Annotated in this window: 27 protein-coding genes; 6 read left to right on the top strand and 21 right to left on the bottom strand. The window is 69.1% G+C overall.

The window, feature by feature from the left end; translation table 11 throughout:
• Nucleotides 1-7: 7 nt before the first annotated feature.
• The 7 genes from AC07NX_RS19550 to AC07NX_RS19520 all read right to left on the bottom strand — a co-directional run bounded on the left by AC07NX_RS19550 (nt 8) and on the right by AC07NX_RS19520 (nt 6,025).
• On the bottom strand, nt 8-880 hold the full coding sequence (locus AC07NX_RS19550) for a glycoside hydrolase family 16 protein (RefSeq protein ID WP_494644050.1): 873 nt from the start codon (nt 878-880) through the stop codon (nt 8-10).
• Nucleotides 881-902: 22 nt separating this feature from the next.
• Nucleotides 903-2,819: a 1-deoxy-D-xylulose-5-phosphate synthase gene (gene dxs, locus AC07NX_RS19545; protein WP_494644049.1), complete on the bottom strand. Its 1,917-nt coding sequence runs from the start codon at nt 2,817-2,819 to the stop codon at nt 903-905.
• A 17-nt stretch (nt 2,820-2,836) separates the two neighbouring features.
• Nucleotides 2,837-3,721 carry a polyprenyl synthetase family protein gene (locus AC07NX_RS19540; protein ID WP_145688889.1) on the bottom strand — a complete coding sequence of 295 codons (885 nt, stop codon included), beginning with the start codon at nt 3,719-3,721 and terminating at the stop codon, nt 2,837-2,839.
• Nucleotides 3,718-4,068, bottom strand: coding sequence for a tRNA-binding protein (locus AC07NX_RS19535; protein ID WP_035070745.1), 351 nt, complete (start codon nt 4,066-4,068; stop codon nt 3,718-3,720). Before AC07NX_RS19535 ends, AC07NX_RS19540 begins: the two co-directional genes overlap by 4 nt.
• The gene (locus AC07NX_RS19530) at nt 4,068-4,310 is read right to left on the bottom strand and encodes an exodeoxyribonuclease VII small subunit (protein WP_035070748.1); all 243 of its coding nucleotides are present in this window, start codon (nt 4,308-4,310) and stop codon (nt 4,068-4,070) included. The genes AC07NX_RS19535 and AC07NX_RS19530 overlap by 1 nt, the downstream gene beginning before the upstream one ends.
• A 121-nt stretch (nt 4,311-4,431) precedes the next feature.
• The gene (locus tag AC07NX_RS19525; RefSeq protein ID WP_494644048.1) at nt 4,432-5,055 is read right to left on the bottom strand and encodes a histidine phosphatase family protein; all 624 of its coding nucleotides are present in this window, start codon (nt 5,053-5,055) and stop codon (nt 4,432-4,434) included.
• 49 nt (nt 5,056-5,104) lie between these two features.
• Nucleotides 5,105-6,025, bottom strand: a complete 921-nt coding sequence (locus AC07NX_RS19520; protein WP_494644047.1) for a histone deacetylase family protein — start codon at nt 6,023-6,025, stop codon at nt 5,105-5,107.
• 16 nt (nt 6,026-6,041) lie between these two features.
• On the opposite strand from AC07NX_RS19520, the gene AC07NX_RS19515 reads away from it, so the two are divergent.
• Nucleotides 6,042-6,560, top strand: coding sequence for a GNAT family N-acetyltransferase (locus AC07NX_RS19515; protein WP_494644046.1), 519 nt, complete (start codon nt 6,042-6,044; stop codon nt 6,558-6,560).
• 197 nt (nt 6,561-6,757) lie between these two features.
• The gene (locus tag AC07NX_RS19510) at nt 6,758-7,936 is read left to right on the top strand and encodes a vWA domain-containing protein (protein ID WP_035070759.1); all 1,179 of its coding nucleotides are present in this window, start codon (nt 6,758-6,760) and stop codon (nt 7,934-7,936) included.
• Nucleotides 7,937-8,154: 218 nt separating this feature from the next.
• Here AC07NX_RS19510 and AC07NX_RS19505 read toward each other — a convergent pair whose 3' ends face one another.
• From AC07NX_RS19505 to AC07NX_RS19475, 7 genes are all read right to left on the bottom strand, one after another.
• On the bottom strand, nt 8,155-8,301 hold the full coding sequence (locus AC07NX_RS19505) for a hypothetical protein (protein ID WP_494644045.1): 147 nt from the start codon (nt 8,299-8,301) through the stop codon (nt 8,155-8,157).
• Nucleotides 8,302-8,346: 45 nt separating this feature from the next.
• On the bottom strand, nt 8,347-9,222 hold the full coding sequence (locus AC07NX_RS19500; RefSeq protein ID WP_494644044.1) for a transglutaminase family protein: 876 nt from the start codon (nt 9,220-9,222) through the stop codon (nt 8,347-8,349).
• A gap of 37 nt (nt 9,223-9,259) precedes the next feature.
• On the bottom strand, nt 9,260-9,388 hold the full coding sequence (locus AC07NX_RS19495; RefSeq protein WP_494644043.1) for a hypothetical protein: 129 nt from the start codon (nt 9,386-9,388) through the stop codon (nt 9,260-9,262).
• 121 nt (nt 9,389-9,509) lie between these two features.
• A complete protein-coding gene (locus AC07NX_RS19490; protein WP_494644042.1) occupies nt 9,510-10,859 on the bottom strand; it encodes a PepSY-associated TM helix domain-containing protein in 1,350 nt (449 codons plus the stop codon).
• A gap of 8 nt (nt 10,860-10,867) precedes the next feature.
• Nucleotides 10,868-12,958, bottom strand: coding sequence for a TonB-dependent siderophore receptor (locus AC07NX_RS19485; RefSeq protein ID WP_494644040.1), 2,091 nt, complete (start codon nt 12,956-12,958; stop codon nt 10,868-10,870).
• Between the two features lie 452 nt (nt 12,959-13,410).
• On the bottom strand, nt 13,411-14,094 hold the full coding sequence (locus AC07NX_RS19480) for a TetR/AcrR family transcriptional regulator (RefSeq protein WP_494644038.1): 684 nt from the start codon (nt 14,092-14,094) through the stop codon (nt 13,411-13,413).
• A gap of 434 nt (nt 14,095-14,528) precedes the next feature.
• Nucleotides 14,529-14,732 carry a UvrB/UvrC motif-containing protein gene (locus AC07NX_RS19475; RefSeq protein WP_494644037.1) on the bottom strand — a complete coding sequence of 68 codons (204 nt, stop codon included), beginning with the start codon at nt 14,730-14,732 and terminating at the stop codon, nt 14,529-14,531.
• Between the two features lie 139 nt (nt 14,733-14,871).
• On the opposite strand from AC07NX_RS19475, the gene AC07NX_RS19470 reads away from it, so the two are divergent.
• On the top strand, nt 14,872-16,296 hold the full coding sequence (locus AC07NX_RS19470) for a DHA2 family efflux MFS transporter permease subunit (protein ID WP_494644035.1): 1,425 nt from the start codon (nt 14,872-14,874) through the stop codon (nt 16,294-16,296).
• On the opposite strand, the gene AC07NX_RS19465 is transcribed toward AC07NX_RS19470, so the two are convergent.
• From AC07NX_RS19465 to AC07NX_RS19450, 4 genes are all read right to left on the bottom strand, one after another.
• Nucleotides 16,293-17,354, bottom strand: a complete 1,062-nt coding sequence (locus tag AC07NX_RS19465; RefSeq protein ID WP_494644034.1) for a Leu/Phe/Val dehydrogenase — start codon at nt 17,352-17,354, stop codon at nt 16,293-16,295. The two genes, AC07NX_RS19470 and AC07NX_RS19465, sit on opposite strands and share 4 nt — an antisense overlap.
• Nucleotides 17,355-17,480: 126 nt before the next feature.
• Nucleotides 17,481-18,512: an alpha/beta fold hydrolase gene (locus AC07NX_RS19460; protein ID WP_494644032.1), complete on the bottom strand. Its 1,032-nt coding sequence runs from the start codon at nt 18,510-18,512 to the stop codon at nt 17,481-17,483.
• Nucleotides 18,509-19,096 (bottom strand): uracil-DNA glycosylase family protein, encoded by a 588-nt coding sequence (locus tag AC07NX_RS19455; protein ID WP_494644031.1) that lies wholly within the window; start codon nt 19,094-19,096, stop codon nt 18,509-18,511. Before AC07NX_RS19455 ends, AC07NX_RS19460 begins: the two co-directional genes overlap by 4 nt.
• A 48-nt stretch (nt 19,097-19,144) precedes the next feature.
• On the bottom strand, nt 19,145-19,441 hold the full coding sequence (locus AC07NX_RS19450) for a DUF3253 domain-containing protein (protein WP_145686922.1): 297 nt from the start codon (nt 19,439-19,441) through the stop codon (nt 19,145-19,147).
• 105 nt (nt 19,442-19,546) lie between these two features.
• On the opposite strand from AC07NX_RS19450, the gene AC07NX_RS19445 reads away from it, so the two are divergent.
• The gene (locus AC07NX_RS19445; protein ID WP_494644029.1) at nt 19,547-19,996 is read left to right on the top strand and encodes a PaaI family thioesterase; all 450 of its coding nucleotides are present in this window, start codon (nt 19,547-19,549) and stop codon (nt 19,994-19,996) included.
• A 5-nt stretch (nt 19,997-20,001) separates the two neighbouring features.
• Here the strand turns inward: AC07NX_RS19445 and AC07NX_RS19440 are convergent, their stop codons facing one another.
• The 3 genes from AC07NX_RS19440 to AC07NX_RS19430 all read right to left on the bottom strand — a co-directional run bounded on the left by AC07NX_RS19440 (nt 20,002) and on the right by AC07NX_RS19430 (nt 23,057).
• Nucleotides 20,002-20,619, bottom strand: a complete 618-nt coding sequence (locus AC07NX_RS19440) for a glutathione S-transferase family protein (RefSeq protein ID WP_494644028.1) — start codon at nt 20,617-20,619, stop codon at nt 20,002-20,004.
• 66 nt (nt 20,620-20,685) lie between these two features.
• The gene (locus AC07NX_RS19435; RefSeq protein ID WP_494644106.1) at nt 20,686-21,966 is read right to left on the bottom strand and encodes a NupC/NupG family nucleoside CNT transporter; all 1,281 of its coding nucleotides are present in this window, start codon (nt 21,964-21,966) and stop codon (nt 20,686-20,688) included.
• A gap of 224 nt (nt 21,967-22,190) precedes the next feature.
• A complete protein-coding gene (locus AC07NX_RS19430; protein WP_494644026.1) occupies nt 22,191-23,057 on the bottom strand; it encodes an EF-hand domain-containing protein in 867 nt (288 codons plus the stop codon).
• 327 nt (nt 23,058-23,384) lie between these two features.
• On the opposite strand from AC07NX_RS19430, the gene AC07NX_RS19425 reads away from it, so the two are divergent.
• Nucleotides 23,385-24,575 carry an ABC transporter permease gene (locus AC07NX_RS19425; protein ID WP_494644024.1) on the top strand — a complete coding sequence of 397 codons (1,191 nt, stop codon included), beginning with the start codon at nt 23,385-23,387 and terminating at the stop codon, nt 24,573-24,575.
• Nucleotides 24,572-25,321 (top strand): ABC transporter ATP-binding protein, encoded by a 750-nt coding sequence (locus AC07NX_RS19420; protein ID WP_494644023.1) that lies wholly within the window; start codon nt 24,572-24,574, stop codon nt 25,319-25,321. Before AC07NX_RS19425 ends, AC07NX_RS19420 begins: the two co-directional genes overlap by 4 nt.
• Nucleotides 25,322-25,342: the final 21 nt, after the last annotated feature.

Raw genomic sequence — 25,342 nt, 5'->3', positions numbered from 1 at the left:
TCACAGCTCAGCGCCCCCGTTGATAGACCCGCACGTAATCCACCTCGAAGCGGGCCGGGAACGCCGCTTCGTCGACGCCTTGCCGGCCGCCCCAGCCGCCGACCGCCAGGTTCAGGATCAGGTACTGCGGCTTGTCGAACGGCCAGGCGCCGACGTCGCCCGGCTGGTCGTTATCGATCCGCACGAAGGCGCGGTCGTCCACGCCGATCAGGATACGGTCCTTGTTCCAGTCCAGTTGGTAGCGATGAAAAGCTCCGCAGACGTCGGGCAGCTTGACGGCCCCGCCTCGCGCCGTGTGGACCGTGTGATTGTACTTCCCGCTGTGCAGCGTGCCGTGCACCGTGCCCTCATCCCAGCCGACATGCTCCATGATGTCGATCTCGCCGCCCTGCGGCCAGGGCGCGGTTGGGTCGGCGGGCATCATCCAGATCGCCGGCCAGGTCCCGCGGCCGCACGCCAGCTTGGCCCGCACCTCGAAGAAGCCGTAGGTCCAATCGGCCAGCCCCTGCGTCATCAGCCTGGCCGAGCTGTAGCGCTGGCCGCCCCAGTCGGCCGGCTTCGGATCGGCCAGGTCGTCGTGGCGCGCCTCGATGACCAGCCGGCCGCCCTCCACTCGCACGTTCTCGCGCCGATCGGCCGCATAATACTGCAGCTCGTCGTTCCACCAGCCGAGCTTGTTCCGTGAGGTGTCGAACCGCCATTTGAGCGGATCCACCGTGGGGCGGTCGAATTCGTCGGCCCAGACCAGCCGGGCGTCGGCCGGGCGACCAGCGGGCAAGTCCACGCCGTAGCCGGTCTCGCCCTTGGGGTCAGCCAGCACCGGGCTCGCGGCGAATAACAGCAGGCTTGCGGCGACCCGCTTCAGCGTCGTGCCTCCCATGGGTGGTCCAACGCGCCGGTGATCAGGCCCGCCGCCCCGCCGCGCTGATGTTGTCGACGCCAAGCGCCGCCAGGCAGCCGCGCAGGATGCCTTCGGCGTCCAGGCCGGCCTGGGCGTACATGACGTCGGGCTTGTCCTGGTCCTGGAAGACGTCGGGGAGCACCAGGGTGCGGATCTTCAGGCCGCGGTCCAGGGCGCCGTGCTCGGCCAGGGCCTGAAGCACGAAGGCGCCGAAGCCGCCCACGGCGCCTTCTTCCACCGTGATGATCGCCTCGTGCTCGCGCGCCAGGCGCAGCAGCAGGTCGACGTCCAGCGGCTTGGCGAAGCGGGCGTCGGCCACCGTGGCCGACAGGCCGCGCGCGGCCAGCAGGTCGGCGGCCTTCAGGCATTCGCCAAGACGCGTGCCCAGCGAGACGATGGCGACGCTGGTCCCCTCGCGGACGATGCGGCCCTTGCCGATCTCCAGCGGGGCGGCTAGGTCGGGGATGGTCAGGCCCAGGCCCTCGCCGCGCGGATAGCGGAAGGCGCTGGGGCGGTCGTCGATGGCCACGGCGGTGGCGACCATGTGAGCCAGCTCCACCTCGTCGGCCGCGGCCATCAGCACCATGCCGGGCAGAGCGCCCATGAAGCCGAGGTCGAACGTGCCGGCGTGGGTCGGGCCGTCGGCGCCCACCAGGCCGGCGCGGTCCATGGCGAAGCGCACCGGCAGGCGCTGGATGGCCACGTCGTGGACGACCTGGTCGTAGCCGCGCTGCAGGAAGGTGGAATAGATCGCCGCGAACGGCTTCATGCCGTCGGCGGCCAGGCCGGCGGCGAAGGTCACGGCGTGCTGCTCGGCGATGCCGACGTCGAAGGTGCGCTCCGGGAAGGCCTTGCCGAACAGGTCCAGGCCCGTGCCCGAGGGCATGGCGGCGGTGATGGCCACGATCTTGTCGTCGATCGCCGCGTGCTTGATCAGCTCCTGGGCGAAGACCTTGGTGTAGCTGGGCGGGCCGGCCGCGGCCTTGTGCTGCTGGCCGGTGACCACGTCGAACTTGACCACCGCGTGCAGCTTGTCGTCGGCGCCCTCGGCCGGGGCGTAGCCCTTGCCCTTCTGGGTGACGACATGGACCAGCACCGGCTTCTCGTCGAAGTTCTTGGCGTTGTTGAGCACGCTGACCAGGGCGTCCATGTCGTGGCCGTCGATCGGCCCGACATAGTGGAAGCCCAGCTCCTCGAAGAAGGTGCCGCCGGTGACCATGCCGCGGGCGTATTCCTCGGCCTTGCGGGCCGCGTCGCGGATCGGGGTCGGCAGCTTCTCGACCACGGTCTTGCCCAGCTTGCGCACCTTGCGATAGGCGCCGCCCGAGACGAGGTTGGCCAGATAGGCGCTCATGCCGCCCACGGGCGGGGCGATCGACATGTCGTTGTCGTTGAGGATGACGATCAGGCGCCTGGTGGTGTCGACCGCGGCGTTCATCGCCTCATAGGCCATGCCGGCGCTCATCGAGCCGTCGCCGATCACGGCGATGACGCTGTTGTCCTCGCCCTTGGCGTCGCGCGCGGCGCAGAAGCCCAGGGCGGCCGAGATCGAGGTGGCCGCGTGGGCCGCGCCGAACGGATCGTACTCGCTCTCGGCGCGCTTGGTGAAGCCCGACAGGCCTCCGCCCTGGCGCAGGGTGCGGATGCGGTCGCGGCGGCCGGTCAGGATCTTGTGCGGATAGGCCTGGTGGCCGACGTCCCAGATGACGATGTCCTTGGGGGTCTCGAACACGTGGTGCAGGGCGACGGTCAACTCGACCACGCCCAGGCCCGCGCCCAGGTGCCCGCCGGTCACGGAGACGGCGTCGATGGTCTCGGCCCGCACCTCGTTCGCCAGCTGCTTCAGTTCGGCCACGCTGAGGCCGCGCGTGTCGGCCGGTGAGGCGATGGTGTCGAGGAGAGGGGTCAAGGCAGGCATGTCCGAAGAAAGCGCAGTCAATTGCGGCGGTCCAGCACGAAATCCACGCTAAGGCGCAGATGTTCGGCCCTTTCGCCGAAAATATCGAGATGTGATCGAGTCTGAGCGGCCAGGAGGTTGACTCGTTCCTTGGCCGCTTCGAGGCCCAGCAGGGTGACGTAGTTGGCCTTGCCCTTGGCGGCGTCCTTGCCGCCGGCCGCCTTGCCCAGCACCGCTTCGTCGCCCTCGGCGTCCAGGATATCGTCGACAATCTGGTAGGCCAGGCCCAGATCCTGGGCGAATCCCATCAGGGCGGCGCGCTCCTCGGCCTTGGACCGGGCGATGATCAGCGGGATCTCGAAGGCGAAGGCGATCAGAGCGCCGGTCTTCAGGCGCTGCATGCGGGCCACGGCGCCGAGGTCGTCGCGGACGCCCAGCAGGTCGATCATCTGGCCGCCGGCCATGCCCTTGGCCCCCGAGGCGATGGCCAGCTTGCGCACCAGCTCCGAGCGGACGTGGCCGTCGTCGTGGGTGTCGGGGTGGGCCATGATCTCGAAGGCCGCGGTCTGCAGGGCGTCGCCGGCCAGGATGGCGGTGGCCTCATCGTACTGCACGTGCACGGTCGGCCGCCCGCGGCGCATGTCGTCGTCGTCCATGGCCGGCAGGTCGTCATGCACCAGGCTGTAGGCGTGGATGCATTCCAGGGCGCAGGCGGCGCGCAGGACCGGCCGCTCGGGCAGGTCGAACATCTTGCCCGTCTCCAGGGCGAAGAACGGCCGCAGGCGCTTGCCGGGGCCCAGGGCCGCGTAGCGCATGGCCTCGGTCAGCCGGCTCTCGGGGCCGTCGGCGCGGGGCAGCAGCTCGTCGAGCGCCACGGTGACGATGTCGGCGGCCTGGACGATGCGCTTTTCGAGGTCGATCAAAACAGCTTCCCCCCGTTGGGAACGTCACGGTCCACGTCGACCAGCACCACGCCGCCCTCGGCGTCCGGAAAGCCCAGGCACAGGACCTCGGATTTCATCGGGCCGATCTGGCGCGGCGGGAAATTGACCACGGCGGCCACCCGGCGGCCGACCAGCTCGCCCAGGGCGTAGTGCTTGGTCACCTGGGCCGAGGACTTCTTGACGCCGATCTCGGGGCCGAAGTCGATGGTCAGCCTGTAGGCCGGCTTGCGCGCCTCCGGGAACGGCGTGGCCTCGATCACCGTGCCGATACGGATATCGACCCGCTCGAAGTCCTCGTAGCCGATCTGGGGCGACGCCTGGCCCATCAGTTGAACTCGGCCGGTTCGGCGGCGACCGCGCCGCCCTGGCCCAGCACGATCTTCTCGACCTTCAGGCGGGCCGCTTCCAGCTTCTTCTCGCAATGGGCCTTGAGCGCCGCGCCGTCCTCGTAGATTTCGATCGAGCGCTCGAGCTCGGCCTTGCCGGACTCCAGCTCGCCGACGATCTGCTCGAGACGGGCCAGGGCCTGCTCGAAGCTCATGCCTTCAAGATCCTGCGGACTGATCATTTCTACTCCGGGGGCGAATGGGCGCACCCTAGTGGTGGGCCGCGGCGCGGGCAACGTCGTTGGCGGGGCTTTTGATGAACAGGCCTCGGGGTCCTGGGGCCCCTGGCGCTCGCCAAGGCGCCTAGGGCTGCTCGAAGCGCTTCACGCACCAGTACTGGAATCCCTGGTCCAGCGTCTTCTTCAGGCCGCGTTTCTGCAGCGACAGACCGATCATGGTGTTGAAGAAGCCGTGGGCCACCAGCAGCACGTCCTGGCCGTTCTTCGCCAGGTCGATCAGCAGGTCGGCGGCCTGGTCGGCGCGGACTTCGGCCTGGGCGCGGCTCTCCTGGCCGGCGTGATGGTCGAAGAACCACCACCAGAACCGGGCGAAGAAGCCCCAGTGCTTGGGCGACATCCTGATCCAGCGCGGCCAGGGCGGCGGCGGCAGGGGCGCCTCGATGAACAGCGGGTCGGTGGCGAAGGCCTTGCCGTCGGCCACCGCCGTAGCGGTCTCGATCGAGCGGCGGCGAGTCGAGGCGATCATCACCCCGGCCCGCCTGGCCGTGGCCTTCAGCGACTCGGGCGGAGTCTGGCCGGGCAGCAGGCCGCCCTCCTCGTAGCGCGCCCACCATTCGCCATAGGCCGGGGCGTTGAAGCGGACCTTGCGCGACAGGGCCGGCTCGCCGTGGCGGGCCAGGGTGATCGCGCCGGGACGAACGACGGTTCCGCGGGGCGAGGAAAGGTGGTCGGCGGATTCGTCGGCCATAGATCTTGGAGGTCCGGCTTGTCGCCCCCCGGCGACCCGATCGAACCTCTCACCCCTCCTGCAACGCCTTGACATGCGCCGCCGCCGAGCGGCCGAGCGCCTCTAGGTCGTAGCCGCCCTCGAGCGAGGAAACAATACGCCCCCCGCAACGGCGGTTGGCGACCGAGGCGATCGCCCGCGTCGCCCAGGCGAAATCCTCGGCTTCCAGGCTCTGGGCGGCCAGCGGATCGCGGACATGGGCGTCGAAGCCGGCCGAGACCAGGATCAGTTCCGGCGCGAATCCGTCGACCTGGTCCATCAGCCCCTCGAAACCCCGGCGCCAGGCCTGGCGGGGCGCATGCGGCGCGACCGTGGCGTTGGCGACGTTGCCGACCCCGGTCTCGGACGGATCGCCGGTGCCGGGATAGAGCGGCGACTGATGGATCGAGGCGAAGAACACCGTCGGATCGTGCTCGAACGCCGCCTGGGTGCCGTTGCCATGGTGAACGTCGAAATCGACGATCGCGACCCGCTTCAGCCCCGAGGCCTGGGCGACTCGCGCCGCCACGGCGATGTTGGAGAACACGCAAAAGCCCATGGCCGTGTCCGGCTCGGCGTGGTGGCCCGGCGGCCGCACCGCGCAGAAGGCCCGCGTCCCCTGCCCGTTCGCCACCGCGCGGGTCGCGGCGACCACCGCTCCAGCGGCGCGGCGCGCGGCGATCAGGCTGCCGGGCGACAGCACGGTGTCAGAATCCAGCGCCCGGCGGCCGCTGCCCGGCGCGGCGGCCAGCACGCCGTCGATGAAGCCTTGCGGGTGCACCAGGGCCAGGTCGGCCAGGTCGACCAGCGGCGCGTCGAACCTCTGCAAGTCCAGCGTCGCGTCGTCGTCCAGCGCGTCGACCACCGCCCGCAGGCGTTCCGGCCGCTCGACATGGTTGTCGCCGGGCCGATGGTCGAGCATATCCAGGTGGGTATAGAGCGCGACATCCATGCGAGGATCCTAGCCGTTGAGCACCGCCGCGACCATCCGCAGAGCCACGATCGACGACGCCGACACGGTGTCCAGCCTCGGCGCCCGCACCTTCACCGAGACCTTCGCCCACCTCTATCCCGTCGAGGACCTGGAGACCTTCCTGGCCTACGCCTACGGCCTGGAGCGCACCCGGCGGGATCTGGCCGATCCGGACAAGGCGACCTGGTTGCTGGAGCTGGACGACGAGGCCATCGGCTACGCCACCGCCGGTCCCTGCGGCCTGCCGCATGCGGACGTGAAGCCGGGCGACGGCGAACTTTACCGGATCTACGTGCTCAAGGCCTTCCAGGGCGGCGGGCGCGGCTCGCTGCTGTTGAACACGGCGCTGGACTGGCTGGAAAAGGACGGCCCGCGCCCGCTGTGGATCGGCGTGTGGTCCGAGAACTTCGGGGCCCAGAAGCTCTACGGTCGCCTGGGGTTCGAGAAGGTCGGCGAGTATCACTTCCCGGTCGGCGAGACGCGGGACCTGGAGTTCATCCTGAGAAAAGGCTGAAACGGCGGGACGCCCTCTCCATCGGGCTTCGCCCGCCACCTCCCCCGTTGCACGGGGGAGGTGCACCTGCTTCCTCCTCACCCGCGTAGCGGGGGAGGTGGCGCGATGCGAATACGCAGCGCGACGGAGGGGGCGTCTGCTTGCGCCCGCTCCCGGAAACCTCCATCCTTCGAACAACCGTTCGAAAGCCCGCCCGCATGTTCCTCCACTTCTTCTCCGAACTTCGCGCCGCCAAGGTCCCGGTGTCCCTGCGCGAATACCTGCTGCTGATGGAGGCCCTGGACAAGGATGTCATCGACCGGCGGATCGAAGACTTCTACTTCCTGTCGCGCGCCAGCCTGGTGAAGGACGAAAAGAACCTCGACAAGTTCGACCGGGTGTTCGGCAAGGTGTTCAAGGGGCTGGAGACCGTCGAGGAGGGCCTTACCGCCGACATCCCGGCCGAATGGCTCAAGGCCCTGACCGAGAAGTTCCTGACCGAGGAGGAGAAGGCGCAGATCGAGGCCATGGGCGGCTTCGAGAAGCTGATGGAGACCCTGCAGGAGCGCCTGAAGGAACAGAAGGAGCGCCACGAGGGCGGCTCCAAGTGGATCGGCTCGGGGGGGACCAGTCCGTTCGGCAACAACGGCTACAATCCCGAAGGCGTCCGCATCGGTCAGGACAAGAGCCGCCATGGCCGGGCCGTGAAGGTCTGGGACAAGCGCGAATACAAGAACCTCGACGACTCCGTCGAGCTGGGCACCCGCAACATCAAGGTGGCCCTGCGCCGCCTGCGCAAGTTCGCCCGCCAGGGGGCCCTGGACGAGCTGGACCTGAACGGCACGATCCGCGGCACCGCCGAGAAGGGCTATCTGGACATCCAGATGCGCCCCGAGCGGCGCAACACCATCAAGGTGCTGCTGTTCTTCGACATCGGCGGCTCGATGGACGGCCACATCAAGCTCTGCGAGGAGCTGTTCAGCGCCGCCAGGACCGAGTTCAAGCACCTGGAGTTCTTCTACTTCCACAACTGCCTGTACGAGGCGGTGTGGAAGGACAATCGCCGCCGCCAGGTCGAGAAGATCCCGACCTGGGACGTGCTCCACAAGTTCCCCCACGACTACAAGGTGATCTTCGTCGGCGACGCCACGATGAGCCCCTACGAAATCACCTATCCGGGCGGCAGCGTCGAGCACTGGAACGAAGAGGCCGGGGCCATCTGGATGAGCCGGGTCACCGACATCTACCAGAGCGCCGTCTGGCTGAACCCCACCCCCGAGCGGCACTGGGACTACACCCAGTCGATCGGGGTGATGAAGCAGCTGATGAACGACCGGATGTTCCCCCTGACCCTGGACGGGCTGGACAAGGCGATGCGGGAGCTGGTGCGGGGCTAGTCACCCTCCCCGGCTCGAGGGGATCCGACCAGTCGTTCAAAAGTCGTCGAGCTGCGCTTCGGACGCCCGACGGGCGATCTCGCCGGGCGTGGGCGCCCGCCGATCCGGCAGGGCCGCGACCTCGCGTTCCGGGCGGACCATCCTGGTCAGGCTCCGGGCCGTCCTACCCTGAGCTTGACGAAGGAGGAGGCCTTCGTTCGTCAATAGCGCGTCGGCCGTCAGTGGGCCGGCCGCGGCTCGAACGAGCGTTTCTCCGGCGTCTTCAGGCATTCGGCGTCCGGCTTCTGGCCGTGCTGCGGCTTGGGCTCGGGGTGCGGCATGTGGCCGCCGCCCAAGGGCGCCTGTTGCTGGAACGGTTTCATCATCGCCTCATCCTCCCGCTCTCTTCCGTTGGTCTTATCATGCCCTCATCACGCCGCCACTTCCAGGGCGTCCAGCAGGCTGACCTCGACCTTGACGCTCAGATGCGCCTCGCCGGGATCGCCGATGATCGTGCCCGACACCGGCCGGGCCTCGCCGGGCGTGCGGGTGGCGGCCACCCGGATCAGGTCGGGCGACTCCGCCAGGCCGTTGGTCGGGTCGAATTCGGTCCAGCCCAGGTCGGGCAGGAACACCTCGCACCAGGCGTGGGTCGCGCCCGCCCCGCGCACCGCCGCGCCCGGGCTATGGACATAGCCGGTGGCGAACACCGCCGCATAGCCCAGCCGCCGCAGGGCCTCGACCATCAGCCAGGCGAAGTCGCGGCAGGTGCCGCTGCCCGCGGCGATCGTCTCCGCCGGCGCCTGGACGCCCGCCTCCTCGCGCGGGACGTAGTCGAACTGGTCGTGGATGGTGCGGTTCATCCGCAGCAGGAAGTCGACCGCCGGTTCGTCCGGCCGCTCCATCTGGCCGCGCAGCCAGCGCAGCAGCACCCGGTCCTCGTCCTCGGTGGCCGGGGTGATGAACGGATTGAGCACCGTCCGATCCTCGCGGGCGTAGACGATCGGCGAGACGGTGTGCGGGTCGTCGATGCGCAGGCTGGTCAGCGGCGCGGGAAAGCGGTCGATGACCAGCCGGCTGGTGATGGTCAGGCTGTCGGCCTCGCCGCGCGGCGTGAACCAGCAAACGCAGTTGCCGACGGCGTCGTAGGTCCAGCGGGTCTCGCCCGGCAAGGAGGTCTGAAGGGAGGCTTCGCTGATGCGGATAGCGTGGCTGTCGCGCGGGCGGATCAGCAGCCGATGCGCCCCGAAGCCGACCGGCCGGGCGTAGCTGTACCGCGTTTCGTGAAGGATGCCGAGCCGCGCCATGGGTTCAGCATAACCCCATCGGGCCCGCTTCGTTCCCTCACAGGCGGGTGATCGGCTCCGGTTGGAACTCGCCCGAGGCGACGCCCAGGACCGCGCCCATGCCGCGCTGGTCGCGGACCTGAAGTCGGCGTGGAGGCGGAAGGGCGCCGACCTCCTGTGGTGTCATCCCGGACAAGCTTGGCGAAGCCAAGCGCCGATCCGGGACCGCCGGAAGCGCCGCGTTCACCCCGGTCCCGGATCTTCGCGCTACGCGCTCGTCCGGGATGACAACGCGGGTGCGCTTCAGATTAGGCCGCCGCTCTCGCCCGGCGCCCCACCCGCGCCTTGCGCTTCTTCAGCCAGATCACCACGCCGGTGACGCTCAGCGCCGCCACGACCACCCCGGTCAGCGAGATCAGGATCCGTCCCGGAACGCCCAGGATGCGGCCCGAGTGCAGCGGGAACTGGGCCTGGACGAAGATGTCGGCGGCCGTGCCCTTCCACGGCTGGCGGGCGCCCACCAGGGCGCCGGTCTTGCCGTCATAGTACAGGTAGGGCGGGCCGACGCCGGCCGCGCCGTGGTCGCCGCCGGGCTCGTGGAAGGCCACGCCGTAGACGCCGTACTCAGGTGAGTAGAACGCGCCGCCGGCCGGCGCCGGCCAGCCGCGCCGGGCCGCCTCGGCCCGGGCGCTGTCCAGCACCTGGGCATAGGTGCGGGTCGCCACGATCGGCGAATGGAGGTCGGCCGGCTTGCGCACGTCGAAAGGGCCGGGCGTGACCTTCGAGACCTTGGACATCACCGGATAGAACACCTCGCTGTAGAGGTTCAGCGAGAAGGCGGTGAAGGCCACGGCGAACAGCACGCCCCACAGCCACAGGCCGAAGGCGCGGTGGATGTCGAAATTGATCCGGTAGGCGCTGGCCGAGGTCTTGATCACCCAGGCCGGCTTCCAGCGCGCCCAGAAGCCCCTGGCCGGTTTGGCGTCGCTCCTGCCGGGCAAGACCTTCTGGCGCGGCGGCAAGGTCAGGTAGAAGCCGACGAAGCAGTCCAGCGTCCACAGGATCGCCACCCCGCCCAGCAGCCAGATTCCCCAGCGGTCGATCCCCCACATCGCCGGGATGTGCAGGCTGTAGTGCAGCACGTAGAGGAACGAGACCAAGGTCTCGCTGGTGATCGGCCAGACCGCGCCCCACTCCCGCCGTCCCTGCTCGGCGCCGGTCGCCGGATCGATGAACACCTGGTTGTAGTGCGGCTCGAACAGCTTGCCGGTGGCCGGGTTCCGCTTGGGCGCGACGCCGAAGGCCAGGGTCCCGCCCGGTTCCGGGGCCAGGGGCAGGTAGGTGACCTGCACCCGCGGGTCGCGGGCCTCGATCCGGCGGGCCAGCTCGAGCGGCGGCAGGGCGGCGCCGCCCTTCGACTGGGCGAACATCAGGTGCGGATTGAGCAGGTCGTCCAGCTCGTGGTCCCACGAGATCACCGCCCCGGTGACGCCCGACACGAACAGGAACCCGGCGATGAACAGCCCCACCCAGCGGTGGAGGAAGGTCAGGACGGGTCGAAGGCTGAACGACGCGAACCGGACGACTCCCGAACGCGCCGGCGCGGGGCGGGCGTCGGGCGCGGCGGCGGGGGCGAGATCCTGGGTTCGCGCGTCCATGTCCGTCCTCAGAAGCTGTAGTCGAGACGCAGCGACACGCTGCGCGGCGCGGCGTAGTACGACTGGGTCCACATCAGGCTGGTCAGGTAGGTCTTGTCGGCCGCGTTCTTGACGTTGAGCGTGGCGCGCACCTTGTCGGTCACGTCGACGCCGGCCATCAGATCGACGACGCCGTAGGCCTTCTGCTCGACAGGCGCGATGTCGACCATCGACACCGCGCTCTGCCAGCGCAGCGCGCCGCCGATCGTCAGGTTGCGCAGTTCGGGGAAGGTGTAGACCGTGGTGGCCTTGAAGGTCTTGCGCGGCAGGTATTCGCGGTTCTGGCCGTCCTCGCCCTCGATCTTCAGCTGGGTCCAGCCGGCGCTGACCGTCCACCGGTCGGTCAGCGCGCCGGTGGCCTCCAGCTCGTAGCCGGTCACCTTGGTGTCGAGGCCGGCATAGACCGTGCGGGTCCCGTCCACGCCCACCGCTATGGCCAGGTCGTCCTGCCGCGACTGGAACACCGCCCCGGTCAGGTAGAGGCGGTGGTCGAACCACTCGCTCTTGACGCCCGCCTCATAGGCCTTGCCATGCGCGGCTGGCAGGTTGCGGTTGTCGGCGTCGCGCTCGGACTGCGGATTGAAGATATCGGTGTAGCTGGCGTAGAGCGAGACGTTCGGGTTGAGGTCGTAGACCGCCCCGACATAGGGGCTGACCTTCTTCTCGTCGCGCGGCGTGTCGGCGCCGTAGGAATAGCCCTTGGACTTCAGCTTCAGGGCGTTGAAGCCGGCCACGATCTTGAGCGGGTCGGTCACGCTGAAATGGGCGGCCGCGTAGAAGCGCGACAGGCGGTCGGTCTGGTCGCTCTTCAGGTCCGCGCCCGGATAGGTCGGCTCGGCGGGCTGTTGCGATCCCCACAGGCCGATGGCCGGATAGGGGATCTCGCTGTCGAGGGCGAAGTTCTCCCACTCCTTGCCGGTCGACTTGGAGGTCTGCCCGCCGACCACCAGCTGGTGCGTCCGCCCGAACAGCTGGAACGGGCCCGAGGCGTAGGCGTCGAGGATGAAGTTCTCGTACTTCGACGGATAGACGCCGCTCATGCCCTTGACGCCCAGACCGGTGGCCGGATCGGGGTTGTCGTAGGCGTAGAGCAGCTTGGCGTTTTCGTTGAAGCGCTTGTAGGTGCCGGTGGCCTTGAGCTGCCAGCCGTTGTCGAACCGGTAGTCGAGCTCGGTAAAGGCCGTCTGGTCCTTGACGTTCCAGTAGGTCCAGTCGGCCGAGGTCGAGGCCGAGCGCGGATAGTCGACCTTCGTGCCGTCCGCATAGAGCAGCGGCAGGGCGCCCCACAGCACGCCGCGCGAGCGGTTGTCCTGCAGCGCATAGCCGACGGTGGCCGTCAGCTTGGGCGTGACGTCCCAGGCCAGCAGGCCCGAATAGACGTTGCGGTTGACGTGGTAGTGGTCGAGGTACGAGCCCTTGTCCTCGTTGGCGTAGATCAGCCGGCCGCGCACCGTGCCCGCGGCGTTCAGTGGGCCCGAGAGGTCGGCTTCCAGGCGGTAGTCCTCCCACGAGCCGTACTGCAGCGCGGCGCTGGCCTTGAAGGCGTCGGTCGGCCGCTTGCGGACATAGTTGACCGTGGCCGAGGGGTTGCCGGTGCCGGTCATCATGCTGTTGGCGCCGCGCACTACCTCGACCCGGTCGAACAGCACGGTGTCCAGGTCGCCGAACTGGATGCCCCAGATCAGCGGCAGGCCGATGCCGTCGACCTGGAAGTTGGTGATGTCGAAACCGCGCGAGTTGTAATAGGTGCGGTCGGTCTCGACCTTCTCGACATTGACGCCGGTCACCTGGGCCAGCAGGTCGTTGACGCTGGTCAGGCCGAAATTGCGGATCCGGGCCTGGTCGAGGATCGTCACCGACTGCGGCGTCTCGCGCAGGCTCATGTCCAGGCCGGTCACCGCCGAGGTGCGGGTGCGCGCGCCGGTGACCACCACCCCGTCCACCTGGTTCTCGACCGCGCCGGCGTCGGCCGGCGTCTCGTCGGCATGGGCGACCGCGCCGCAGGACAGGGCCAGGAAAGCGACGCCGGCCATCAGCAGGGCGCGCGGGGAGGAAATCATGAACAGGCTCGCTTGCGAACAATAATGAGTCGCAGGTGCAATAGAAGGTCGAACCCTGCCCTGTCAAACCGGGAGGCGACCTTGGGGTGTTTGTTGGGTAGGGGTTGTCATCCCGGAAAGCGCGCGGCGCTTGTCCGGGATCCAGGTGAACCGCACCGCGCCAGCCCAGTCCCCTGGGTCCCGGACAGCCTCTGCGAGGCTTCCGGGATGACAACGCTTTGGGGAGCGCGCGCTTGGGAGCTCCAGGATCTGTGGCCAGTTGACGCTCTTGGGCCGAATTCCTCGTCCTTCGACAAGCTCAGGATGAGGAATTCTATTCAACCGCCTTGCCAGTAGCCCTCATCCTGAGCCTGTCGAAGGACGAGGGCGCCGCCTCGACGCCTAACGGTCCACAAAACCTAAAGTCAAAGGTTTAGCGGGCGAAACCGCTCACACTTTCGCCCAACGCGCCCCTAGGCCGAGAACCCCGCCTCGGCGAAGGCCAGCATGCGGCTCAGCAGGGCCTCGACGTCGGCTTCGCTGGTCGTGCCTTCCGACAGCACGTTCAGGCGGTCGAACTCGGCGAAGCGGTTGTTGTGCAGCATGCCCAGGGTGAAGTGCAGCCGCCAGTAGATCTCCTCGGACGGCAGGTCCGGGCGCGCCTTGAGCAGGGCGTCGGAGAAGCGGCGCAGGTGGGTGACGTCGGTCTGCAGCACCTTGCGGATCTCGTCGGTGCCTTCGCTGCGGGCCCGGATCAGGAACTGCAGCGAGATGCGGCGCTCGTGGTCCGGCGCCAGCCACTTCAGCGGCGGCGTCAGCAGGGCGGCCAGGATCTCGCGCACCGGCGGGTTGCCCGCATGGCGGTCGATCGCCTCGTGCAGCTTCTTGGCCCGCTCGCGGTTCAGCTCGACCGTGCGCCGGCGGAAGATCTCGTACAGCAACGCGTCCTTGGAGCCGAAGTGGTAGTTCACCGAGGCCAGGTTGACGCCCGCCGCGGCGGTGATGTCGCGCACCGACACGTTCTGGAAGCCGTGCAGCGCGAACAGGCGCTCGGCGGCGACGAACACCAGGTTCTTGGTGACGGCTTCGTTGTCGACGCCTTCGACCTCGGTCTCTGGCGCGGTGATGACGGTCGCGCCGTCGCTCTTCGGACTCACTACGGTATCCCCTTTACCTGTAGGGAAGTCTTACGGCCGTTCGAATTTGGCGCAAGCGTCAAGATGGAACGCGGACGGAGGAATTCTGGAGGCGGGTCCAGGAGGACGGCAAACGCACGCGATTTCGGCGCCCCTCCCCCTCCGGCGTCTGGAGCGCGCGCCGTTTCAACATCAAGCGGGGACCCGCGTGCGCCTTGAGACGCCTGGGATCTTCGTGGCCTTCGCCCCCTAGGGTCCGGACTCAATTGGATCGTTGATTTTCAGTTGTCATCCCGGCCGAAGGTCCGCTTGGCGGACCGTAGAGCCGGGACCCAGGGGGATCGCATTGCGCCGGCCCCTGGGTCCCGGACAAGCGCTGCGCGCTTTCCGGGATGACAACGAATTAGAGTGCTGATTTCGCTTGGGTATCACCGACACGCAATTGAGGACGGACTCTAGGACGGCCCCGCCTTCTGCGCCTCGCGATGCTTGAAATAGGCGGCCTGGGGCGAGCCGGCGCCGGGCTGCTCCATGATCCGCTGGTCGCGACGGATCTGGTCGATCTGGCCGCGCAGGGCCGAGGCGGTTTCGAAATCCTCGGAGGCGACGGCCTGGGCCATCTCCTCCTCCAGTTCGGACAGGTGGGTTTCCTGAGTCATCGCGGGCTCCGGGCGGCTGCGTGAAGATAACGCGCGAGACGGCCGTTCGACCGGGCCCGTCGACCGGGCCCATCGATCGGGCCCATCGATCCGGGATCGGCGACTTGAGCTGAGCCGCCGTCGGGCGTAAGCCGCCCGCGTGTCGATCGATCAGCCCGCCCGTTCGCCAGACCCGCCGGTTCCCGGAACCCGGCTGATCTCCCTGGCCGTGGCCAGCGCCCTTCTGATGGAGTTCATCGACTCCACCGCCCTGTCGACCGCCCTGCCCACCCTGGCCCAGGCCTTCCGCGTCGACCCGATCCACCTCAAGCTGGCCCTGACCTCCTACATCCTGGCCCTGGCGGTGTTCACCCCCGCCAGCGGCTGGGCGGCGGAAAGGTTCGGCGCGCGGCGGGTGTTCATGACGGCCATGGTCGTGTTCCTGGCCGGCTCGGCCCTGTGCGGGCTGTCGCGGAGCCTGGAGGCCCTGGTCGCCGCGCGGATCCTGCAAGGGCTCGGCGGGGCGATGATGACGCCGGTCGCCCGGCTGATCGTGGTCGGCTCGACGCCCAAGGACAAGCTGATCCGCGCCATGGGCTGGTTCACCATGCCCGCCCTGGTCGGCCCGCTGATCGGCCCTCCCCTCGCCGGCCTGGTGCTCAGCGTCGCCGATTGGCCGTGGATCTTCTACCTGAACCTGCCGGTCGGCCTGCTGGGCATGACGGCGGTGATGCGGTTCGTGCCCAAGAGCCAGCCCGACAAGGAAATGGGCCGGTTCGACACCGTGGGCTTCCTGCTGTCGGCCGTGGCCATCAGCGGGCTGGTGGTGGTGGCCGAGACGGCGGGGCTGTCGCTGCTGCCGCCCCTGGTCCAGGTCACGGTGCTGGCCCTAGCTCTGGCCGCCGGCTGGCTCTACCTGCGCAAGGCCAAGGTCACGCCCAGGCCGATCCTCGACCTCGACCTGCTCCGGTATCGCACCTATCGCGCCAGCCTGCTGGGCGGGACGTTCGTGCGGCTGGGCATCGGGGCCAGCCCGTTCCTGCTGCCCCTGCTGCTGCAGGTCGCCCTGGGCTGGAGCCCATTGAAGGCCAGCGCGGTCACCCTGGGGACCGGGGTCGGCACCCTGATCGCCCGCCCCTTCGCCGCGGCCGGCCTCAAGCGCTTCGGCTTCCGCACCTCGCTGGCGGTGTTCGTGGTCGCCACGGCGGTCCTGACGGCTGTCCCGGGCTTCTTCACCCTGGCGACGCCGATGGCGGTGATGGCCGCGGCCCTGTTCCTGGCCGGCTTCGCCCGCTCCAACCAGTTCATCGCCGCCAACACCATCGCCTATGCCGACGTGCCGCAGGCCAAGGTCGCGGCGGCCTCGACCCTATCGGCCGTCGCCCAGCAGGTGGGCCTAGCCCTGGGGGTCAGCTTCGGCGGCCTGATGCTGCACATCGCGCGCGGTCACCACGCCCACCTGACGCCGGACCGCTTCACCTGGCCCTTCGTGGCGATCGGCCTGGTGACGCTGCTGGCCCTGCCGGTCTACTTGCGGCTGGACCGGGACGCGGGATCGGAAATTTCGGGGCGGGTGCGGGCCTAACCCCGCGCCGCCGCGATGCGCGTGCGGGCGATCTCGTCGGCGACCAGGTTGGCGGCGCGCCTTTCGACCAGCGAGCGGTCCAGCACCTCGCCCAGGGTCTGGGCCAGGCGGTCCAGCTTGGCGGCCACCCAGTCGGGGTCGAAGGCCGCGCCGGCCTCCAGGGCGCGAATCTCGCCCGCCACGTTGATGATGCCGCCGCCGTTGATCACGTAGTCGGGGGCGTAGAGGATGCCGCGCTCGAACACCGCCTGGCCGATGACCTTGTCGGCCAGCTGGTTGTTGGCCCCGCCGGCGATGACCTTGACCTTCAGGCGCGGCAGGGTGGTGGCCGAGATCGCGCCGCCCAGGGCGCAGGGCGCGAAGACGTCGGCCTCGACGTCGAAGATGGCGTCGGTCGAGACGATCCGGGCGCCGGTCTTGGCGGCCACCTCGTCCAGGGCATGCTGGTTGACGTCGGCGATGATCAGCCTGGCCCCGGCGGCGTGCAGCTTCTCAGCCAGGTAGGCGCCGACATGACCGACGCCCTGGATGGCGACGGTGACGCCGTTCAGGTCGCGGTTCAGGGCCCGTTGCACGCACAGGCGCACGCCGCGGAACACGCCCTCGGCGGTGACCGGCGACGGGTCGCCCGAGGCGGCCGCGTGGCCTTCCAGGCCGGCCACGTACCTGGTGGTGCGGCGGGTGGCGACCAGATCGGCCGGCGAGACGCCGACGTCCTCGGCCGTCCAGTAGCGGCCGGCCAGGCTGTCGACGGCGCGGCCGAAAGCCTCGAACAGTTCCGGGGTCTTCTGGCTGCGGGCGTCGCCGATGATCACGGCCTTGCCGCCGCCGAAGTCCAGGTCGGCCATGGCGTTCTTGTACGACATGCCCTTCGACAATCGCAGGGCGTCGGTCACGGCGGCGTCGGCGCTGGAATAGTCCCACATCCGGCAGCCGCCGGCGGCGGGGCCGCGGGCGGTGGAGTGAACGGCGATGATCGACTTCAGGCCGGTTTTTTCGTCAAAGAACGCGTGAACGCCCTCATGTCCCTCGAAATCCGGGGAATCGAACAAGGTCATGCTGCCGGTCTCACCTTGGCCAGAAAGATTGCGCCGGGGTGTACGCTGGTGGGCCGCGCCTCACAAGGCCTTGGTCACACGGCCTATCGCCACATCCCCCAACATCCGCCGGGATGAGCGGGGGTTCTACGGCTTGGAAACCTGCGTCTTGACCACGTTCGGCGCGGTCGGGGCGCCGGGGATCGGCGGGGCGCCGGACGGCAGGTCGGCCAGCGGGTCCTTCAGGAACGAGGCCGCGTCGGTCCACACCACCTGGGCCTGCCGGTCGACCAGCAGCAGGTGCCAGCCGTTGGCGTAATAGGCCGAGCGGTCGTCGGGCTTGAGCCGCCGGACCGCCTCCATGGTCGGCTCCTTGGGAATGATGTGGTCGTTGGCCCCGTAGAAATAGGCGACCGGGACCTGGACCTTGCCCAGCGACGCCCAGGCCTTCTCCATCAGCCCGACCAGGCCGTACAGGGTGTCGGACCGCGCGCCCCAGATCATCAGCGGGTCGCGGCCCATCCGCCGAAGCTCGTCGATGTTGTCGGTGGGCTGGACGTTCTTGACCAGCCACTCGGGCGGCTTGACCACCCAGCTCCGCGTCGTGTGGGCGGTGATCCACAGGCTGGTCTTGTAGGGCAGCGGCTGGTTGGACCAGCCCCAGACGGCCGGGGCGAACAGCAACAGGCGCTCGGCGGCCGGCGGGCGCTCGGAGGCCATGGCGGCGATGGCCAGGGCGCCGCCCATGCTGACCCCGGCCAGAGCGACCTTGGCCTCGGGATGGGCCTCGCGGACCAGGGCGACGGCGGTGCGGATGTCCTCGATCACCAGCTCCGGCGGCGCCCAGACGCCCCGGTCCGGCGAACGGCCGAAGCCGCGGACGTCGATGGCGTAGGTGGCGATCCCCTGCCCGGCCCAGAACGGTCCGGCCAGATGGAAGGCGTTCGAATAGTCGTTCATGCCGTGCAGGGCGACGATCACGTGGGTGACGGGCTGTCCTTGCGCCGGCAGCCACTTCATCAGGCCCAGCCTCTTGCCGTCGAAGCTGAACAGGCCGTCCTCGTCCAGCCGGGGGCCGCGATAGCCCAGCTCGCCCGGGCCCGGTTGCTGGATGACGGGGGCGCAAGCGGCCAGACTGGCCGCGCAGGCCGCCCCGAGGAGGAGGATCCGACGGTTCATGACGCCAGAATGCCCGCCACTCGGCGGCGAAGATAGGGCGCCACTTCGGCCTCGAACCAGGGGTTGCGCCTGAGCCAGGCGGTGTTGCGCCACGACGGATGCGGCAGGGGCAGGACGCCCTGGTCGACATAGTCCCGCCAGGCCGCGACGGTGTCGGTCATGTTCGCCTTCATCCGCGAACCCAACGCCCAGGCCTGGGCGTGGCTCCCGACCAGCAGGGTCAGCTCGACCTTGGGCAGGGCCGCCAGCAGCTGTGGCCGCCACAACGCGGCGCAGCGGGCCGGCGGCGGATAGTCCCCGCCCTTGGGGTTGGTTCCCGGAAAGCAGAAGGCCATGGCCGCGACGCCGATCTCCGGGCGGCCGTAGAAGGTCTGGCGATCGACGTCCATCCAGTCGCGCAGGCGCTCGCCCGACGGGTCGTTGAACGGCAGGCCGGTCTCGTGCACCAGCCGCCCCGGCGCCTGGCCGCAGATCAGCAGGCGGGTCGCCCCGCTGACCCGCACCACGGGCCTTGGCGCATGCGGCAGGTACGGCGCGCAGGCCCGGCAGGCGGCGATGTCGGCGAGAAGGGCGTCCAGCGGCATGGGCGTTTCAGTTAGAGCGCCGCCGGGGGAAGGCAAGCTTGACGGGGCCTATCCCTCGCCGCCCGCTTCGTCCGCAACGTCCTCGAAGCTGGTCGGGTCGCCTTCCTGGCGCAGGCGCAGGCGGTAGACGCCGCGGAATTTCTCCGGGTTCACCGGCTTGTTGTGGCGCAGGATGACGATCTTGCCCTCGCGGGCCAGCTCGATGGCGTTGGTCCGCACATGGCCCAGCAGGCGCTGCCAGCGCTCGGGCTCGATGGCCTTGGCGACCGACATCGGATCGATGGACTTGCCGGCGGCCACGGCGGCCAGCTGGGAAAGGATGGTGTCTTGGATCGGGGTGGTCATGGGCGGAGGGATGGCACGAATCCGTCAGCAGCGCGAGACCGGCCGCTTGCCTCCGGCGCCGCGCGGCCTTAGCTGCATCCTCAAAGACAATGAAGGGGACGGACCATGGACGGCGGCAACGAGATCTGGGACGGCCCCAAGCTGGTGACGCAGGGCGAATGGGCCGGCTGGCGCACCTGGGCCGGCATGGACGCCTTCGAGGACCAGACCGGGCCCTTCTATTTCCGCGAAGAGAACGGCGCGATCCGCAGCGCCTTCCGCGCCGAGGCCCGCCACATGAACGGCGGCGGCTTCATGCACGGCGGCTGCATGATGACCTTCGCCGACTATTCGCTGTTTTCGATCTCGTGGGCCCACCTGAAGGACGTGCGGGCCGTGACCGTCAGCCTGAACGGCGAGTTCCTGGGCCCGGCCAAGGCCGGCGACCTGGTGGAGTCGACCGGCGAGGTCACCAAGGCCGGCGGCTCGCTGCTGTTCGTGCGCGGGCTGGTGTCGACGGGCGGCGCGCCGATGCTGAACTTCTCGGGCGTGATCAAGAAGATCAGGGCGCGGTAGGGGCCCTACACCCCCGCCTTCGCCGCCGGCCGCGCCATCATGCCTTGCAGCCAGCGCTTCACATGGACCAGCTCCGCGTCGGGCCGAAACCGCACCATGCGGGCGAAGTCGATCGCCGTCGCCGCCAGGATGTCGGCCATGGTCAACCGCGCGCAGGCGATGAAGTCGCTCTCGGCCAGGCGGCGATCCAGCATCTTCAATCCCTTCTCGGCCGTGGCCCGTCCATGGGCGGCCACCTCGGGAATCTGGGTCTCGATGGCGGCCAGGGCCGGATGGGCGTGGCGCACGGCCATCATCAGCGGCGTGGCCACCATCATCTCCGTCCGGCGCATCCACATCTCGATCACCGCGGACTCGCCAGGATCCGCGCCGAACAGGTTGGGCTGGGGATAGAGACTTTCGAGGTAGCGGCAGATGGCGACCGACTCGGTGATCGTCCGGCCGTCGTCCATCTCCAGGGCGGGCACGTTGGGCAGGCCCGCCTTGGCCAGGTATTCGGGCGTGCGGTGCTGGCCGCCGAAGATGTCGACGTCGACGACCGCGATGTCCTCGATCCCCTTCTCGGCCATGAACCAGCGCACGCGGCGGGGATTGGGCGCGCGGCGGCTGTCGTAGAGCTTCAAAGGAAATCCTCCCGGCTTGCGACCGGGAGGATGCTTGAGTTCCGCGAAGGAAGGAAAGCCCTTCCGCTACAGACCGAACCAGGCCCGCGGCATCAGGCCGATCAGCGAGCCCGTCAGGCAGGTGGCCAGGAAGCCGGCCATCATCGCCTTCCAGACCAGGCCCAGCACCTCCTGCCGGCGCGCGGGCACCAGCACCGAGAAGCCGGCGACGTTCATGCCCACCGAGCCGATGTTGGCGAAGCCGCACAGCGCATAGGTCATGATGATCCGGGTGCGCGGGTCCAGCAGTTCCGGACCGGTCTTGGCCATCTGGATGAAGGCGGTGAACTCGGTCAGGATCAGCTTGACGCCCAGCAGGCCGCCGGCCGCCCCGGCCTCCTTCCACGGCACGCCCATGGCCCAGGCCAAGGGCGCGAAGACGATGCCCAGGATGCGGGCGATGCTCAGGTGCTCGCCGCCCACCATCGGCAGGGCGAACAGGATCTTGTCGACCATGGTGGCCAGGGCGATGAACACGATCAGGGTGGCGCCGACGTTCAGGGCGATCTGCAGGCCGTCGGTGGTGCCCTTCATGACCGCGTCGATCGAGCTGCCATAGGTCTTGTCTTCCTCGGCCAGGTCCAGGTCGTCGGACTTTTCGCTGGGGTCGCCGGGCACCATGATCCGGGCCAGCAGCACGCCGGCCGGGGCCGAGATCAGCGAGGCCGCCAGCACGTGGGCGGCGGCGTTGGGCAGCACGTCGCGCAGGATGGTGGCGTAGGCCACCATGGTCGAGCCGGACACGCAGGCCATGCCGACCGCGATCAGCATGAACAGCTCCGAGCGGGTCAGGCGCTCCAGATAGGCGCGGATGAAGATCGGCCCCTCGATCTGGCCCATGAAGATGGTGGCGGCGGTGGCCAGGGCGGGCGGACCGCGCAGGCCCAGGGTCTTCTGGAACAGGAAGCCCAGGCCCTTGGCCAGCCACTTCAGGATGCCCCAGTGCCACAGCAGGGCCGACAGGGCGCAGACCACCAGGATCACCGGCATGACCCGGAAGGCGAACAGGAAGCCGGCCCCGGGGTTGGTCTCGGTATAGGGCGGCGTGGTGCCCGACAGGTAGCCGAACACGAAGTTGGTGCCCGCCTGGGTCGACGAAGCCAGTCCCTCCACCGCGCCGTTGACGCCCTGCAGCGCGCTGCGCATCGCCGGCAGCTTGAACAGCACGAACACCAGAACCAGTTGGATGGCGATCGCGCAGATGGCCAGCACCAGCGGGAAGCGCTTGCGGTTCTCGGACACCAGCCAGCAAAGGCCGAGGATCAGCGCCACGCCCGCCAGGGCTTGGACGTTCTCGGGAAGGAAGATCAAGACGGAAGGACCCTAAGATGTGAGCGACGCGCCCCCGCGACGCAGCCAAGGGACCAAATGACTATGAATGGGGGGCGCGGCGCAAGCGCCTTGCGTCGATACGGGCCGGCAAGCCGGCGATGACGCCGAACCGGGCGTCGCCTGACGCGCCGAGGCCGGGCGCCGCGCGGGGCGAGGCGGTCGAAGCCGCGGGGCCTGGGCGCCCCGCGGCTCGCCCCGGATCAAGCCGCGACGCTGACGGACTCGGTCGAGGCCTTGGCTTCGGCGCTGGCCAGTTGGGCCAGAAGCTTCTGCATCAGGTCCGAGGCCAGGGTCGAGGTCGAACTGGCCAGGTCCGTGGCGGCGCTGGTCGTGGCGGCGCTCGCCGAGGCCTGGGCCTTCTTCAGCATGTCGGTGAACTCGCCGCCCGACAGCGAACCGTCGCCGTCGGTGTCGGCGCCGCTGATCAGGCTGCTGGCCGCCGAGGTGGCGTCGGCGCTGGCGGTGTCGGCGGCGGCCAGTTCGGCGGCCGAGACGACGCCATCCCGATTGGTGTCCAGCGCTTCGAAGACGCCGGACGTGCCGCTGGCGCCGCCGGCTCCGCCGCTCGGAGGCGGCCCGGGCGGCGGGCCTTGCGGACGACTGGCCTCCGCCATGGCCGCGAACTCGTCGCCGGACACCGCGCCGTCCCCGTCGGTGTCGGCGGCGGAAACCAGGGAGTCGACCGCCGAGGACACGTCCTCGGACTCACCCAGCGCGCTGGTCAGGGCGGTGGTCAGCTCGTCGGTCGACAGCGCGCCGTCGCCGTCGCTGTCCAGGGTCGCGAAGGCGTCCTGGAGACCGCCGGGACCACGCGAGCCCTGGCCTTCCTGCGCCGAAAGCAGCGACCCCAACGTATCGGCGCTGAAACCTTGGCCGCTGGAGCCTTGCGAACGCATCGGCGGGGGCGGCGGCGGCGGATCGTTGCTGCCTACCGCCGGAAAACCTTGCCCGGTGGAGGCCGCGCCGGACGTCGAGGACGTCGCGCTTGTCGCTGTGGCGGCGGAGCTGCGCATCGACTGCAGCAACTGCTGCATGATCGAGGAACGGCTTAGGCTTGAGACGCTCAAGACGGTTTCTCCTTGTGACCCTGGACGGCGCGCCAAGGGCGGCCGGGTGACGCCGAACCTCTCGACGCCTTCAGGAACGAGCGAAAAACATTCCAGATTTCAGCATGTTGCAAAGGCGACACAAAGGCCGACGCGCCTTCGTTGGAAGACCCCGGCGCGACGGCGCGCGACGTGAACGCCCCGTGGCGAAGCCTGCTCGACGGGCGACGCTCGCCCGCGCCAATCGCCGCCCGGAACCTGCCTGGCGCGTCTTACCCCGATTTAACTTGGCCGCTTGAAGTTCACCGGGCATTGCTGCAACCCTGGATTTGGGGGAGCGTTGCGAGCATGTCGTTGGCCTTGGCCACACTGTTGTACGAGTGGCGTCGGTACATGGCGGCCGTCGTCGCCCTGGCGTTCTCCGGCCTGCTGGTGCTGGCCCAGGTCGGCATCTTCGTCGGCATCGGCAAGGGCTTCACCGCCCAGATCGACCGCGCCCGCGCCGACATCATGGTGCTGGGCCCCGGCGCCAAGGCGCTGTTCGGCGGCCCCTCGGGCCTGCCGCGCCGGATGATCCCCCTGGTCTACACCCATCCCGAGGTGCTGCAGGTGGCCCCGCTCGACGGCTCGGGCGGCCGCTTCCAGAACATCCTGTCGCCCGAGGAACAGGCCAAGGCCGACGCCCGCGCCAAGCAGGCCAGCAAAGGCGGCGGGGGCGGTCGCAAGAGCGAGTTCGTCAACGTCACGGTGATCGACGCGATCCCGGGCTTCGTAACGGTGCCGACCGACTACACGCTGAGCATGGTCGAGGCCCTGCGCCAGCCGTACGCCGTGGCCGTCGACCAGACCGCCCTCAAACGCCTGGGCGTCAAGAAGGGCGACAAGGCGCTTTACAACGGCAAGACCATCACTGTTGGCGTCGTCACCCACGGCTATCCTAACATCATCCAGCCGACCCTGGTCATGTCGCGCGACACCTTGCGGATGCTGGGCGAGGCCGACACCGGCCAGAGGGTCGGCCCGTTGATGGTGAAGATCCGCGACCCGGCCCGCGCCGAGATCGTCGCCGCCCAGCTCAACAAGAAGGGCGACGGCAAGTTCCGCGCCTGGACCCGCCAGGAGCTGGCCGACGCCAATTCCGGCGCCATGCTCGGCGACCAGATCATCGTCATCATCCTGGGCTTCTCGGCGTTCCTGGGCCTGCTGATCGGGGTGGTGATCACCTGGCAGACCCTGCGCGGGGCGATCATGGCCAACATCAAGGAGTTCGCCAGCCTGCGCGCCCTGGGCGTGTCGATGGGCGACCTGCGCAACATCGTCATGGAGCTCAGCTTCTGGGTCGGGATCGTCGGGGTGCTCGCCTCGGCCGCCCTGACCTGGCTGATCTCGCTGGCGGCCACCGCGGGCGGCGTGCCGATGTCGTTCCCGCCGGTGCTGGTGGCTGTGGTCGCGGTGTTCCTGATCGTCATCGCCATGGTGTCCGGCTTCCTGTCGCTGGGCGTCCTGAAGAACAGCCAACCCGCGGATCTTTTGCGATGACCGGCGACCACAGCCACAAGCGCGGCGAGAGCGCTCTCACGGCCAAGGGCCTGATCAAGCGCTTCAAGACCGGCCGCACCTTCATCGAGGTGCTCAAGGGCGTCGACTTCGACGCCAAGCACGGCGACGTGACCATGGTCATGGGCCCGTCGGGCTCGGGCAAGTCGACCCTGGTGGCCGCCCTGTCGGGCCTGCTCAAGCCCGACGAGGGCAAGGTCAAGGCCCTCGAGGCGGCGGACCTGTGGAAGCTGTCGCCGGGCAAGATCGACAAGTTCCGCCTCGACCACTGCGGCTTCATCTTCCAGGGCTTCAACCTGTTCCCGGCCCTGACCGCCAAGCAGCAGGTGATGACGGCCCTGAAGTACCAGGGCGTCGGCCCGGGCGAGGCGGGGCGTCGCGCCCAGGCGGCGCTGGAGTCGGTGGGCCTGGGCCCGCGCGTCAACCAGCGCCCGTCCGAGCTGTCGGGCGGCGAGAAGCAGCGCGTGGCCATCGCCCGCGCCCTGGCCAAGAACCCGAACCTGATCTTCGCCGACGAACCGACCTCGGCCCTCGACGGCAAGAGCGGCGAGATCGTCATCCGCCTGCTGCGCCAGGCCGCCACCGAGCGCGGCGCGGCGGTGATCTGCGTGACCCACGACCCGCGGCTGGAGGCCTATGCCGACCGCGTGATCCACATCGAGGACGGCCGGATCCTGGACGACGTGCGCAGGACGCCCGACGCCAATCCTCCGCCGCTCAGCCACTAGACTTCTGGGGAAACTCTCAAA

This window comes from Caulobacter sp. GW821-FHT09A05 (assembly GCF_059418465.1).
This window is presented reverse-complemented; position numbering and strand designations above follow the sequence as displayed.

Bases quoted from the DNA above. Each gene is read 5' to 3' on its own strand.
- AC07NX_RS19550 (WP_494644050.1), bottom strand. From the start codon at position 880: ATGGGAGGCACGACGCTGAAGCGGGTCGCCGCAAGCCTGCTGTTATTC.
- dxs (WP_494644049.1), bottom strand. From the start codon at position 2,819: ATGCCTGCCTTGACCCCTCTCCTCGACACCATCGCCTCACCGGCCGAC.
- AC07NX_RS19535 (WP_035070745.1), bottom strand. From the start codon at position 4,068: ATGGGCCAGGCGTCGCCCCAGATCGGCTACGAGGACTTCGAGCGGGTC.
- AC07NX_RS19530 (WP_035070748.1), bottom strand. From the start codon at position 4,310: ATGATCAGTCCGCAGGATCTTGAAGGCATGAGCTTCGAGCAGGCCCTG.
- AC07NX_RS19525 (WP_494644048.1), bottom strand. From the start codon at position 5,055: ATGGCCGACGAATCCGCCGACCACCTTTCCTCGCCCCGCGGAACCGTC.
- AC07NX_RS19520 (WP_494644047.1), bottom strand. From the start codon at position 6,025: ATGGATGTCGCGCTCTATACCCACCTGGATATGCTCGACCATCGGCCC.
- AC07NX_RS19510 (WP_035070759.1), top strand. From the start codon at position 6,758: ATGTTCCTCCACTTCTTCTCCGAACTTCGCGCCGCCAAGGTCCCGGTG.
- AC07NX_RS19505 (WP_494644045.1), bottom strand. From the start codon at position 8,301: ATGATGAAACCGTTCCAGCAACAGGCGCCCTTGGGCGGCGGCCACATG.
- AC07NX_RS19500 (WP_494644044.1), bottom strand. From the start codon at position 9,222: ATGGCGCGGCTCGGCATCCTTCACGAAACGCGGTACAGCTACGCCCGG.
- AC07NX_RS19495 (WP_494644043.1), bottom strand. From the start codon at position 9,388: ATGACACCACAGGAGGTCGGCGCCCTTCCGCCTCCACGCCGACTTCAG.
- AC07NX_RS19490 (WP_494644042.1), bottom strand. From the start codon at position 10,859: ATGGACGCGCGAACCCAGGATCTCGCCCCCGCCGCCGCGCCCGACGCC.
- AC07NX_RS19485 (WP_494644040.1), bottom strand. From the start codon at position 12,958: ATGATTTCCTCCCCGCGCGCCCTGCTGATGGCCGGCGTCGCTTTCCTG.
- AC07NX_RS19475 (WP_494644037.1), bottom strand. From the start codon at position 14,732: ATGACTCAGGAAACCCACCTGTCCGAACTGGAGGAGGAGATGGCCCAG.
- AC07NX_RS19465 (WP_494644034.1), bottom strand. From the start codon at position 17,354: ATGACCTTGTTCGATTCCCCGGATTTCGAGGGACATGAGGGCGTTCAC.
- AC07NX_RS19460 (WP_494644032.1), bottom strand. From the start codon at position 18,512: ATGAACCGTCGGATCCTCCTCCTCGGGGCGGCCTGCGCGGCCAGTCTG.
- AC07NX_RS19455 (WP_494644031.1), bottom strand. From the start codon at position 19,096: ATGCCGCTGGACGCCCTTCTCGCCGACATCGCCGCCTGCCGGGCCTGC.
- AC07NX_RS19450 (WP_145686922.1), bottom strand. From the start codon at position 19,441: ATGACCACCCCGATCCAAGACACCATCCTTTCCCAGCTGGCCGCCGTG.
- AC07NX_RS19445 (WP_494644029.1), top strand. From the start codon at position 19,547: ATGGACGGCGGCAACGAGATCTGGGACGGCCCCAAGCTGGTGACGCAG.
- AC07NX_RS19425 (WP_494644024.1), top strand. From the start codon at position 23,385: ATGTCGTTGGCCTTGGCCACACTGTTGTACGAGTGGCGTCGGTACATG.
- AC07NX_RS19420 (WP_494644023.1), top strand. From the start codon at position 24,572: ATGACCGGCGACCACAGCCACAAGCGCGGCGAGAGCGCTCTCACGGCC.